This window comes from Mucilaginibacter sp. P1_D10 (assembly GCF_056406215.1).
The window spans coordinates 128,239-142,241 of record NZ_JBFUAP010000005.1 but is presented as its reverse complement, the minus strand read 5'-3'; the positions used below and the strand labels follow the sequence as shown (position 1 = coordinate 142,241).

Sequence of the window (14,003 nt, the reverse complement as noted above, 5' to 3'; positions counted from 1 at the left end):
ATGGCTAGGATGCAATTTGCGCATAAAATCCATAATCTGCTATAAAAATGTTATTTGTCTGTTTAAATGCTTTTTGGGTATCCGTTGATTCTTTTTTCACTTCATCATTCCATATTCAGCATTCGATGTTCGATATTGATTTTTCAGCGTAATCATTTAATCACACGAATCAGCGGTTCAGGCCCCAATTGTAATAACTTCTTTACGTCCTACCTCCACAATAAGCACAGGCTGCTGCTGTTCTAATCCTGTCTAATAAATACATCACAGCCCCAAAATGAAAACTTCCGCTCGATACCTTTTGCTGGCCGCGTTCGCGCTTCCGCTTGCTGCACTTGCCCAAAACAAAAACGATAAGCCAACCCTGCAGCCTGCGCCTGCCAAGGTATTGGTTGATGGCAAACTATCCGAATGGGGCGACAGCCTCCGTTACATCAACGAGGAAAAGAAGATACCCTACACCATTGCCAACGATAAGGACAATATATATGTGGCCCTGCGCATCAGCGACCATAGCGAGCAGCGCCGTGCGCTGATGGCCGGCATCACTTTCTCTATCGATCCGAAAGGCAAGAAGAAGGAAAGCTTCAGCGTAACCTTCCCCTATACCGACCCCGATGCGATGCCCGATTTCCGCGCAATGCAACAACAACAGCCCGGCGATGATAGTCAGCCGCCCCAACCCGGCACCGAGGGCGACAGGCAGGAACGTCTGGAAGCAGGCCTTACCCGCCTTAAGCAAATAAAGGCAACCGGCTTTGCCGATGTGCTGAACGAGGTGATGACCACCGCCAACCTTTATGGCATCAAAACCGCACTCTGCTTCGATAGCGAGGGATACCTGGTGTATGAAGCCGCGGTACCCATAGCCATGCTGCATGCAGATGCCAGCGGAAAGAACGAATGGGCATTCAATATCAAAATTAACGGACTCACCTTCCCTAAGAAAGGCGACAGGCCGGCAGGCGGCGATATGGGTGGCCCCGGCGGCCCTGGTGGTGGTGGCCGCGGTGGTATGGGCGGCGGCCGCGGCGGAGGTATGGGCGGCGGCGGTGGCCGTCGTGGTGGCGGCATGCGCGGTGGTGGCGCAGGCGGCGGCAACACAGCCGATAGGAGCGAACTCACCAAATCGGTAGATTTTTGGGAGAAGTTTTATTTGGCGGGGAAGTAGGGGAGGATGCCTTTGTTGGTCTTGTGACCAAAAAACCGAATGCGACAATGCCGACGACGGCGAAAAGGCAAAGAAATATTTATGGCAGTCCCCGATATTCATCGGGGCCGGGCTTTGCCGTCCCAACGCCTGTCGGGATTGCTTCGCCCTGCCTGTCTGACACCCAAGCCCCGCGCAGGCGGCTTCCCCTTTCAATCCCTACTGCGAATGCAGGTTCAATACACACGGCATTCGCACACCACCCGGGGGCATTCCCGCGCTTCAGTTGTTGGTCATAAGACACAACAACGGCCAGCACCGCGAACACCAACAAGGGCTCGAAAGGTCTATCCAGTTTACAACAGCGAAACTTATAAAGTAAAGCTTATCCTGGTCGCGGAATTTATATTTGGTGCTCATGCAAGCTAAAATAAAGCATCAGCCCTTACCTTGCAAGTGGTTAGGCACGAGTACCCCACCGCGCTTGCCTGCACTGCATACTCGCGCCAGGCTGGGAAACCTGCACCTTGCAAGTGGTTAGGAACGCGCGACACGCGCGCACCAGCAGAGGGATGAACAATTTCAAGCGTTTTTGACATAAAACYTCCTTTAATTAGTAAGCTTYAAGGCCTGCTGTTTWTAAARTTTGATAGCATCCTGCGCGGGAATACCWCTCSATATGGGCATCACCAATAAACCAYTCATTAAACAGCCGGAACAAGATTCMCTATCAGGTATTAAACACTAATTTGAAGCGCTGCTACTTCCAGTTAAAGCTTTATCAAATTTACTATCTGTCCCTTAATAAACCAACCGGCTTTCCGGCAAGACTTCCCTACTGCGAATGCAGGTTTTTAAAACAATTGCTTCATTTAACTAAACCTGCACCTTGCAAATGGTTGAGAACGCGCGATACGCGCGCACCAGCCGAGGTTATGCTGCATGCTCAGCGCCAAGTTGCCTTACTGACCGACTTTTGTAAGTTGTAAGGGTGACTCGCTTAAGTCGAATATTTTTTTTTGAGCATCCAAAGCAAAAAAATATTCAACTCCTTGTGGCAACGAAGATCGATATACTAAAATACCTCTTGCGGTAACTGGCTTATTATTAATATATAAGATAACGGTAGGGTCGATAATACTATTAATCGATTGGATTTTTTCCTTATTTAGAATAAATAAAGAGAGCCCCGTAGAATTAACTTCTATCTTACACTCATTCTTTTTTAAGATAATAGTGTCTAATTGATTGTAGAATCTAACCTGCACTTCCTTACTTTGGGTATCCTGATTATTATAAATTGAATGCTTAGGGGCGGGGTTGATAATAGCCAGTATCACCAGTGCCGCTAATACCTTGAACTTTTCCATATTCTGGGATTTTTTTTTCTAAATCTGAGCGTTTCATAACTTCGGGCTTCGCGTAATATCCATTTTTCGTGTATACATACTCTGTACCATCCTTGCTTTTTCCATAAAATACAGCACCATGTTGTGTCAAATTGTTGTCTTCACTTCCATAACGTAAAACCGTTTTACCAAATTCTGCGTTCTCCGGTTTGACAGAACTATAATTTGCGATTAAATTTCCATCAAATGTATTTTCACTAGGCATTGCAACTGATGGATTGATCTCTTTGCCTTGGCTACCAGCGATTGCAGAACCCCAGCAATTATATTTATCTTCCGGTGTTGCGAGGCCATTTGGTGCAATCCCGGCTGTCATTTTATCCGTAGTATAGGAACTTGTTGAGTTAGTAATTGACCGTGTGTAAACATTATCTAAGGTTAATTTCTCCCCGTCTTTTACATCAACGGAAAGTGAACCATCTCTATCAGACGTATTTACTGTTATCTTTAGCTTTTGATTGTCAATCATAGTTTGCGCATTATCTAAAGATGTGTTTAAATAAGTTGATAATGTTCCTGCGTTGTCTCCTTGTTCGGCAATTAGATTCCCTTGAGAATCTGGTTTCCATGCTGACATCCCATCCGGGTCAATGAACTTTATTGGATTGTCGAACCCATAAACATACGGCGACCACCTTCGTCCTTTCTCCGCCAATGGATCAACACTCGCCCACCTCCCAATCACTGGGTCGTAAAACCTCGCGCCATAATCGTATAGCCCCAAGTTCTCCTGTAATTCTTTCTTATTGTAAAGATATTCATTTTTAGGGCTTGTGGTAGTGCCGCCCGGTATTTCTAAACCAAAAGGATAGTACTCGTTCGTTTGTACTAACCTCGCTACGCCGGTGCCGGTATCGAAGTTTACGCGGCTGTTGCCCAGGTGGTCCGTTAAGGTATATTCATAGTTATAAGCAGTGGCACCGTTGGGCAATGCTCTTCCTTCCTCTGTCTGTATAAAAGTGACAGAGGGTGTCGTGCCGTCGTATTGTATGCCGCTGATGTAGTCGGTAGCCGCCGCGCCTATTACCCGCCTTAGCTTTTGCCCGGCGGCATTATAGGTGTAAGTAGTACTTTTGCCCATAAATGTTTCGGGCAGGTTGAGCAGATTATAGCTGATATCCGTAATACCTTTGCTGGCATCGGATTTCATATTGCCGTTGGGGTCATAGGTGTATCCCTGGTTAAGCCCGTGCTTAAAGCCTATGTCGCTGTTGGTGGCATCATCTACCGCCTGCAATTGGTTGGTAGGGTTTGCCCCAACCAGGCAGTAGTATTTCAGGTCATCTACCAGCACGTTGTTTTGGTAGCGTTTCAATGCGGTGATATTGCCTACAAGGTCGTATGCGATGCTGTTTTCGTTATTATTGCCCGTGGAGTTCCCGCTTGTTAGCCGGTTCAACAGGTCGTAGCCATAGGTAAAGGTTTTGGTATCCGGGTTCAGTTGCGTACCCCAGCTCTGGTAGGCTATATTGCCGTTATACTGCTTGTTCGTGCCGCTGTTGTACTTCAACTGCTCCTGGAACAATTGTGCCGCGCTGTTCAGCAGCCAGCCCCGTTCGTTATAGCTATAGGCAATGTCCTGCTTAAAGTTTATAGCATCCGTGCTATGAAGGTGCTTTTTCCACGCCTGCCCAATGGCGTTGTAATCCATTTTGGCAACCAGTATTTTTGCATCCGCTGCAAGCAAGCCGTTCTGCAGCTGCTGCCAGCTATTTATCTTTCGGCCCATGTGGTCGTAATCCCAACTGTTCGTTATCGTTACGGCCAATACTTTTGCTGTACCATTTGTATTCCTAACATAATGCATTCGCGTAAGGCTATTATCCTGATCGTTAAAATTGTAGCCTTTGCTTACCTCATCGTAGTTATACTGGCTTAATGCCGTTGCGCCGCCCAGGTAATGCTGGGCGTATGTTTTTATATTGCGCCCTTCATCGTCGTAATAACTTGCGCTCCAAAGCATGTCGGGGGTGGCATTTGCAATGGTGTTCAGTACCGCTATTTTGCTTGCCGTGGGCAGCCCTCTGGTTTGGGTGCTATAAGTGCCCGGCACCGGCACATAGCCCGATGGCATCAATGGGATATTGGTGTAGTCGTCGTAATAATTTACGCTCAAGTAACTTACAGTTCCCTGCGGCGTGGCCCCGTTGGTATATCCGGTTCCGTTGTTCGCATAGTCTCTTGTCTCCCATAAAACAGATTGCTGGTTGCTGTAGTTCTGCAGCCAAATAAGCTGCGCGGTTGATGGCGTGCTTGGGTTGTTATCAGCGGTGCTATTGGGGTAAGGATATATACCTGTTATTACGCTCCTTCCCAAGGCATCATACTTGGTAAACGTCCATTCCTGCGGGGCTTTGCCGCGCTGGTTGGCATCCTGCGACATCACGGGCTGATCCAGTTGGTTATAAACTGTGAACTCCCAGCCTTTACCCGGCAACTTTTTCTGCGTCAAACGGCTGCGTGCGTCGTAACGGTATTGGTAGCAAAGGTTATCCAGCATGGTTTGGGTAGGCATGGCGTTATCGGCATTGCTGGTGGGCGGCAACACAAAAGCCAGGTTGCCCAGATCGTCGTAAACGTAGTAGGTGCTTAATATTTGCAATGCCGGGGACCCGCCGGAAATATAATTGAACGTACGTTTCAGCACTACACGGCCCTCCTTATCTTTGTACTCTTCCATCGTCCCCCCGCGCCCGCTTTTCCAGTTCTCATTGTAGGCAACGGTGAGGTACAGCTCGTTGGCGTTGTACCTGCCAGCTGCGCCGCTACCCAGGGCCAGCGTGCGGCTTTGGTCCGCGTTAATAGTTACTGTATAAAGGGCCACCATTCGGGTGTTGGCCGTATCGGTTATCGCTGTGGTGTTATTACCGGCATAAGCCATTTTTAGGGTATGGCCAGTGGTAGCACCCGGCACGGGCTGCCAATCGGTACCCGGGGCGCCTTGTTCCAATACCCTGTTCAAAGGCGATGGTTCAAAAACAGTGGCTGAGAAAGGCTGCGGGTTATAAACAATGCCGTTAACAGTGCCGTTAATGTTTTGCTGCGCGCCCGAGGCTGCGGTACTGCCCGTTGGGTAATAGAAATTTGAAACCCCTGCGCCTGCTGTAAGCGCGTCTGCTTTATAGCTGCCGTTGGCCGTAGTGGCTGCATAGGGTAAGTATTTGTAAACCTCCCTGCCGTACTGATCGTAAGCAACAGGTTGAACAATATCCTTTTTGCCTGGCGAAGCCATTACCTGCACAGTTTGTATGGGGCGGCCCAGCCCATCAAAATACTGCACGGTCTGCATCAATTCACAAGCAGTGCGGTTAGCAAGGTCAGCATTGGTTAGCATGCCGCCAACGCGGGGTACCAAGGTGGTGATATAGTTTTGGTTCTGGCTTAGGCCGGCGGCTAAGAGCGCGCAGGTGTCTTTTATATTATAACGATAGCTATTATTGGCAGTCGCCGTTGCGCTGAACCCCGGCAAAAGGGATATCCGGGTTTCGTTGTAATAGTTGCCCGGCGCAGCGGGCGGCGCGCTTAATTGCGCAGGCGATGGCACATACTGCGCACGCGCGGTTAGCAAAGATGTTACCAGGCACAGGGTTAAAACAACCTTTGCCTGCAGGTGCTTAATATCGGTATAATTTAACATACGCTAAGGTTAGGGTGTTTATTATTGCTGGTAATGGTATTCGATATGTTTAAGGATGTTTCCGTCCTGGTCTTTGATATTCATTAGCCGCTGGAAACTGTCGTATTCGTAATAAGTAACCAGGCCCTTTGCATCTGCCATGCTGGTAATACCTACCAGTGGTTCGTAGGTGTAAGTGCTCATTTGTGCAGCAGAGGGGTGTAGCCTCAGTTCATCTATGTACCCTGCCCCGGTTAGGCTAATGGTTGTCTGCCCCGTTATTTTGTGCTCATAATAGGTCCAGCCCATGTGCGTGCCGCCTTTTACAGGGTAACCGCTAATAGTGCCGGCAATGCTAAATGGGGTGCTGTTCCGCGTCCAGTAAGATACGATATACGTTGTGGCAGCGGCCAACCCGCTTTTGCTTACCGCCCCGTTTGACAGGACATAGGAGCTTTTGCCCGTCAGCGCGACAGCGTTGTCGCGCAATGCGGAAGCTACCGTCCAGCCGGGGTTACCGTCAGTCTCAAAGCTGGTGAAAGCAACATTAGCTAAGCTCGCGTTATCCACCTTTGCCAACGGATAGGAAAGGCTGCTGCCCCATAAATACGCTGTGGATGCCCCGCGTTCGGGATACTGTTGCACTACGCGGCCAATATTATCGTATTTTAAGTTGAGGCGGCTGGCATAACCCGCAGCCTTGGCAAGGGTGCCGCCCGCAATAGACGAAAAGGCGAACCCGTATAAGGGCGATACGGTTTCGAGCACCTGCACCTGCTTAAGGGTGGGCAGGTCTGTATTGAAAATATTGAGCATTGCTCCCCAGTATTGCTTCGCTGCTGATGGAACAGTCGTAACGCGTTCGTTGTAGGATTCCAGCGGTACGATGACGTGTTTCTGCTGCAATAACTTAATGCCATTTGCCGCAGAATCGAGCCCGGTTGCCGCCTGAAGGTCGGGGTAATCCTGGGGGTATTTATAATAAGTATTCAAAGTATCCCCTCGGGAGGTACCGGCCGCTTTCTTAATCAGCTGAAAATGCCCGTTTGTTTTATCGTAGGTATAACCTTCGTAGGTTGTTTGCGTCTGATTGCCTGCCGCATCGTATTCAAAGTGCTCCTTCCGCTTCATTACATTCTTATAAACGGGTATCGGGAAATGGATGGCGTAAATTCTAAATACCTGGGCATTGTCGTACCCGGGCTGGCTGTAACTGCTCAAGCCCTGATTAAACAGCATCTGCCAAATTTTTGGTGCTGTATCGCGGTCATAGTAATAGTAATCCCTTGCAACCGGCACAAGGTTGCTGCCGGACGCTTTAAAACGCTTTTCCTCTATCAGGTCTCCGCGCCCGCCGGGTACCGAAGGTATCGTAGCCATGATGGGGTTGACAATAAACGGGGTGCTAAGCGTATTGCCGTAATACAATACGGTATTTAAATTAAAATTACTCGAAGCATTATAGCGGAACTCCGACAGCCCGTTTAGGTTGTTGCCTTCGCTTTCGGAGATCTGCACGGTGGAATATCCGAAGCAGGGGGCATCGCGGCCGTCGCTGAAAGGGTAGATCGATTGCCCGTAGCGATAACGGAAATTGTTAGAAGCCAGGACCACATTCGGGGCCTCAGACAACTTGTAATAATCCGTGCCTTCCTGGGAGACATAAATAGGTATATCGTCTTCCCTGCCATCAATGTAGGTGAATTTTTTAATGTTGCTTGTTTGTGTTACGGGGTCGTAGTTAGTAATCTTGCTGACTCGAAGCCCGCCTGAATAATAGGTTTTATCTACATAAACAGTACTACTGCTTGTTGCCTTAACATAGGTCTGAAGCCTGATCTCGCAGTTATTGAAAAAAGCCTGCGTATAAGGCTCGAAAAACACCCGGTAAGTGCTTGCGCTTTCGATAACTATAGAAGAATCGATTGCCGGCGTATAACTGGAGTTGGATGTTGCGATCCTTTTAAGGAATGCGCCGTTTTTGTAGACAAGAATATTTAGGAAATAATCGGACGTGTAAGTACCGTGCCTATCGACCAGGCAAAAAATGTTCAACTTTTTACCGACCCAGTTAGCAGCGGGTGTAATATTGCCGTTTGCGTCCATAAATCCGGAAGCGGACATCACGGTTGCCCCGGATGCTTTATAGGAATTGCTGACGGTATCCCGGTAAGTCGTTACCGGTTCGTTTCTGACATATTGGTTAGTTTCATAGTTGAACGTAGATGTCCCTCCTGTGGGGTATTGAATGGAGGTTAATATATTCGCCTGCATGTAATTAGGGTTGGCATCCCTGTTGGCACCGGTCAGCGATTGCCAGGCCCCATTCAAATAAATGTTTGCGGGAGGTACCAGTTGGAGGTTGCCCGCACCATTATAGTAGCCCCAATGATCGATCGATAAGGACAGTTTAGCCGGCAGATTAAGTGTTTCGTTGTAGGTATATACGGTTTTTTTAATCGGCACTGCACTTATGGAATCTGATTCTGCAATGCTATTTAATTTAAGCCGTTTATTATGGTTGTCGCTAGTATATTGGCTTAAGTTACTAAAAATGCCATTGAACCCCACGTTTCCGCTAAATCCGGCTGTCGCCGTAAAATAAGCATCATTGTCAAGCACGATTTTCTTCACCAATGAGCCCTTTTTATTCCTGATCTCGATAGCCTGCAAACGTCGGGCAACCTGGAGATCAGCCCGGGTTTCACCATATACAAACTTTACAAAACCATCTGAGAAGCTGATCTTACTGATATTGAGCTGCTGGTAAATTGAGAAGCTGGCCGTAACGTTATCCGCCTGTTGCAGCGTATGTGGCGAAACGTTTCCCACCAGATAGGTTTCGCCGATGTTCGGCAATGGATGGGTATAATTCTGCGTAGAATACAGGTACTCAAAGTTTATTTCGCCATTTATCGGAGAAACGATTTTTGTCAGGTGCCATGTATTGAGTGTATGGGAAACCCGGTTATTGATAAAAAAGGGGTCCGTCGAGTTCGTTGAATTAAGTTGTCGCTGCGTAAAATAATATATGATACCTTTCTCATCAGTTACTTTCCAGTCGGGGAAGCTACTGTTAGGGTAGGAAATGAGTTCGATCTTCAATGAACCGTCGCCCAATACTACGGGCTTAAAATTATTGTCGAAAATGAATTTATAGCTGCGGTCGCCGATACTGATCGTATACAGGTCGGACGCGAAATCGGGGGCCTTTCCATCATACCCCACCTCGAAATAATTAAAATATTCTTTGTTAACGCCGTTATGAGGAAGTGATAGCCCACTTATGATTGGGTTTGAAATGCCATTTGCAAAGAAAGTGTTGGTATTGTTATTCCAGATGTAATAATAGTTATCCATACTGAAGAGAGGCGATTTTGTTAACAGTGTCTGCTGAGGATTGTCGGGCATGTCCACGTAAGTAGCCCAAAACCCCCCTTCGAAATCGGGGCCTCCGCGAACAGTGCTGACAATTGACCCGCCTGCGCTGAGCGCCCAGCCCAAGCCTACTTCGCTGGCCTCCTCTTTCACCTTGATTCCCCCGGCATGGTACATCAGCGAGATGGGGAACTGAAGATTCCCCTCCTGGATCGTATAAACCGGGTAGCTGATGCTGGGTATGCCCGAAAAGTTACTAACCGGGATAAGCCCGAATTTACCCAGCGCGCTTACATCTGGCGGCGGGGGCGTAAGTAATTGGGGCTTAGGCCCTGTTTGAGCCTTTAAGGTTTGGGATAAAAACAAAACGGATATGGCCAATAAAACAGGCAGAATAGGCAATCGGTATTTCATGTTCGTATTTTATGAGGCTTGCTGGTAGGGACTTTGATTATTATTGAAGTAAGTCCGATAGCGCATGTAAATATTTCGCAAATTGTATCTCTGCCGATGTCCGTGCGCGGGACGACATGCAGAAAAGCAGTGTGATCACTAGCAATATTACTTCTCTACGGATATTATTTTCTTTTAAAAAGCTTGTTAACTTTTGTATTTAATTTTCTTTGTTCGTTCTGCATCCTCAGCAATAGACTATTTTGCGCCTCAATCTGCTTGTCTTTCTCAATCAGGTAAAGTGTCAACTCCTCCACCTTCTTCATCAACAGCTTATTCATTTCGCCGACATCCAAACCATTGGTCACCATTTCATTAGCAGATGGCACATCGGGCAGGTGGTGGTTCATGTCGATGTATGTTTTCACCGATTGCAACGAGGGTAATTTATAAGCCTTGTCGAACACATAATCGGACCAGCCAATCAAGTCAATGACTACCGCTTTGGAATGAACGGTACCATTCACGGCAAGTGCTTCCTGAGGGTTAGTTTTCCCAATCCCTACATTTCCTGAAAAGTAGCCGTTGCCGGTATTATCCACCGTGAATTTAGAGGTATGCGTACCACCGCCTAATGATGCACTATTAGTTCCCGCATCAATAAGGTTATGCACCCCGGTACCAACTGTAGTTTCCAGAGGTGATATCCATAGTGCCTGGTATCCTGCTGTGCCGGTTTGCGATATGGTATTTAAAATGGCCAGCCCACGCCCGGGCGCCCCGGATTGCATTAACGCCCCAGACACAGCCGCTATACTCGCATTTGACGTAGCTGTACCGCTGTTGAGTTGAAAAAAACCGGCTGGGCCGCCTGAATTGGCAATTGTAAACATCCTGGAGGATGTACCGAGTACCAGGTTACGAATGCTGCCTGTACCGCCGGCGTCGGTTATAGTATAGTAGGTATTGCCGCTCCAATATTGGCGTAGGCGCTCAAAATTAGTTGTTTGATCAGCCGTGTTATAGTAAGCAAGGCCAGTACCTGTTGAGCCAAAAGTTAAGGAATGGGTCGGTGCTGATGTGCCAATCCCAAGGTTTCCATTTTTATCTAATACCATTTTTGCAACAATACCTGAACCGCTTGATACACCGAAAACCAGGTTCGCGGCTGCATTAGTTGTGGCGCTACCCTGTATTTGCGATCCGATATAGGCCATCCCCTGGTTGCCAGTAGAATTTTTGGAAACCCAACTAATGGTTCCTCCGCCACTACCGTCCAATGTGGAACCTGTACTTAAAATAACATGAGACTGACTGTTCAGGGTAGTATTTGAGTTGAAAATCTCGAGTACTTTATTAGTGCCGCCATGGAAATAAGAAGAAGGGGATGTTGTACCTATGCCTAAGTTACCGTTTTGATCTATTCTCAATCTTTCGACAGTATTAGTCCAGAAGGTCATTGGCGCGTTTGAGCGCTGAACGATCCTGAAATCCAAGTTGGTATAGGCATTCAATTGGATAGGTTGCCCACCGCCTGCCGACATGGAGAGGAGATCAAAGCCGTTGCCGACTATATGCAATAAACCTAAGGTCGGCGTACTTGTACCTATACCAACGTTCCCTGAAGTTGGCCATGGGTTTGAATTTTGTGCGAACGCAGTTGAAAATGTACCACCAATAAGGCACAATAAAAACAAGATTTTTTTCATGTTGGAATAAGGTTGAGATAGAAAAAATAATTATAAAACAGACACGTATTTGACTTAACTATTAAGTATCAAATAGCACATCCACTTGATTTTTAAGACAATTTTTGGTGAGGGGTATTTTGTACATAGTATTGTGATATAAGGTTACAAGGATTTGTTCTAAACATAGAAATAAGATTTTTAAATTTCAAAAAAATAAATTGAAATATTTCTCCACAATTTAAAAACCCGAAATTGCATAACTAATCGGAACAAAAACAATGCGTTATTATATTTAACGCAAAATCAGCCAAATTAATTTTCGTTTAACGCTTACCGACTAAAACGTTAAATGATTGACGTAAGGACATTCGCACGCAGGATATCCGCTCTGCATGCTACCACAGGGTTCTCTATTGAGAGACCCGGCGGTGACGGCATAAACGCTTATACAAAAAAGCTGACCAAAAAAGCTTTTCACCTTTTTGGTCAGCCGTCCCTTTGCCTTGCAAGACAAGAAAAAAAGGGTGCAACTTACTTTTTAGAAAGGCTCAATTGAGGAGGGATTTCCTAAACGCGGGGTACAGTATCAAAGGGCTACTCTTTTACAGAGGTAGCTCCTTGTTATTCAATTGATTATTTCAAGCTTAGCTGAACAGAAGCCCGCGTTTCGTCAAAGAACAGGTTAAGTGCCTTAGGTTTGGCACCCGCTGGTAAACGATAAGTGATGTCGCTATCAGATTCCTTCGTGGATTCAGGCTCACAAGAGAAGTTTCCACCATACTTTTGCGAAATAGAGGTATTGTTGTCAAGCACCAATCTAAAATCTGCTGTATTGACACTGATTTCATCACCTCCTATTTTTTCTTTATTCGTAAGGCTAAGCTTAAAAACAAGTTCAATACCCAGGGATTTTCCATCCGGGTCGGTCAGGTCTGTAGCACTTACCGGTATTAATTTTACTAATGCTTCCTTTGCCTTACCAAGCAAGGCGGTATCCGGGCTGAATATTACTGTATAGGTTTTAGGTGCATTTGCCGGCTGTTCGGCAGATGCCGCTGTTGGTGAACTTGTTTGTTGGGTAGCATTTACGCTATCCTTTATTTCAAATCCGTTATTGCCTGATTTTGATTTGCAGGAATAGATCAACAATGAACCTGCGGCAAGTGTGATTAAACTTTTTTTCATCGTGTTGTTTTTTATAGGGATACTAAATTATTATTTCGAATTATTGCAAGCAGCATCATACTTTCTGCCTGGCGCCGGGATCAGGTGAGTCGATCAATTGCAATTGGCAATCCGGGGATTGTCCGGGCTGCTGCAGTAAAAAAGGTATTTGCTTTGATTATATTTCGGGCTGGGGTTATCAGTAACCTCCAACGGTGCCATCAGTTCTCCTTTGTATCCCGGCATAGTCACCTGTTCGGTAGAGCCATTGCCCAGGGCAACATTCTTACCGGCTTGACTGTTATTAAAGCTGTAGTCGATCAGCGCATCCAATAAACGGTAAACCCCATAGTAATCATAGGCATCATAAGCAGAACGGCTATTGGGTAAGTTATGTTCCGTTGCGTATTTATAGCCGGCAACAGTTGAGGACCGCAAGTAATAAAAGTCCTTTTCTGCATTGGAAATATTGATATTCTTAAAAATGTCAATGGCCAGGCGGTGGTCATTATAAATGTCCTCGTCATAAACCTGGGTGATCATCTTCGTATTAGCCGGGAAGTTCGAAAGCTGTGCGGGCGTGATCTGGTAACTGTACCAGGGTGCCATCGTGAACAGGAAACGGCCGTCTTGTCCCCATCCTTTTTCAGTAAAGGCCTTGTAAGACAATCCGATGGAAGCGCCGCCACCAAAGGAATGCCCCATGAAACCTGCTTTTTTGGTATCGATAATATTGGGGTAATCGGCTGCGGCCTTGGTAAAACCGGTCCACAACGTTAAGTAACGGTGATCAATGCTGATATCCGTTGTTGGGTAAGGTACAAATACAACAACATAACCTTTCTTTGCAATGAACTCGAACAGTCCCCGGTTGTATTCCTTATCCTCGCCGCCATACGGGTGCGAATAAAAGATCGTTGGCCTGGCTGAGGTGATGCCCGAAGGATAAAAAATAGTTACTTGCGTACCGGGATATTCGGTATTGGGAAAACTAATCTCCGCGACTTTATAGCTACCGTCGGCACCATAGCCGGATGAAGGGCGGGAGATCGGCCCTGCGAGATCATCATCTACGGGGTCGGTGTTTGTGCTGCTGTCACTATTTTTGGAACAGGCTGGTATCAGCAGCAATAAAAAACTCATTTTCAGCAGAGTAGATCTCATTGGGATATTTTTTTTAGTGAATATGTGTTGAATAATGG

At 46.7% G+C, this 14,003-nt stretch carries 7 protein-coding genes; 1 reads left to right on the top strand and 6 read right to left on the bottom strand.

What is annotated here, in order from left to right; translation table 11 throughout:
* The first annotated feature begins 277 nt into the window (after positions 1 to 277).
* Positions 278 to 1,171 carry a hypothetical protein gene (locus tag AC1DYT_RS09345; RefSeq protein WP_477469355.1) on the top strand — a complete coding sequence of 298 codons (894 nt, stop codon included), beginning with the start codon at positions 278 to 280 and terminating at the stop codon, positions 1,169 to 1,171.
* A 941-nt stretch (positions 1,172 to 2,112) separates the two neighbouring features.
* Here the strand turns inward: AC1DYT_RS09345 and AC1DYT_RS09340 are convergent.
* From AC1DYT_RS09340 to AC1DYT_RS09315, 6 genes are all read right to left on the bottom strand, one after another.
* Complete coding sequence (locus AC1DYT_RS09340; RefSeq protein ID WP_477469354.1) at positions 2,113 to 2,520, bottom strand: hypothetical protein; 408 nt, start codon at positions 2,518 to 2,520, stop codon at positions 2,113 to 2,115.
* Positions 2,459 to 6,196, bottom strand: a complete 3,738-nt coding sequence (locus AC1DYT_RS09335) for a DUF6443 domain-containing protein (RefSeq protein WP_477469353.1) — start codon at positions 6,194 to 6,196, stop codon at positions 2,459 to 2,461. The genes AC1DYT_RS09340 and AC1DYT_RS09335 overlap by 62 nt, the downstream gene beginning before the upstream one ends.
* Before the next feature lie 21 nt (positions 6,197 to 6,217).
* On the bottom strand, positions 6,218 to 9,967 hold the full coding sequence (locus AC1DYT_RS09330; protein ID WP_477469352.1) for a hypothetical protein: 3,750 nt from the start codon (positions 9,965 to 9,967) through the stop codon (positions 6,218 to 6,220).
* Between the two features lie 164 nt (positions 9,968 to 10,131).
* On the bottom strand, positions 10,132 to 11,655 hold the full coding sequence (locus AC1DYT_RS09325) for a hypothetical protein (RefSeq protein WP_477469351.1): 1,524 nt from the start codon (positions 11,653 to 11,655) through the stop codon (positions 10,132 to 10,134).
* A 615-nt stretch (positions 11,656 to 12,270) separates the two neighbouring features.
* A complete protein-coding gene (locus AC1DYT_RS09320) occupies positions 12,271 to 12,822 on the bottom strand; it encodes a hypothetical protein (protein WP_477469350.1) in 552 nt (183 codons plus the stop codon).
* Between the two features lie 93 nt (positions 12,823 to 12,915).
* Complete coding sequence (locus tag AC1DYT_RS09315; RefSeq protein WP_477469349.1) at positions 12,916 to 13,965, bottom strand: alpha/beta hydrolase family protein; 1,050 nt, start codon at positions 13,963 to 13,965, stop codon at positions 12,916 to 12,918.
* Positions 13,966 to 14,003 lie beyond the last annotated feature (38 nt).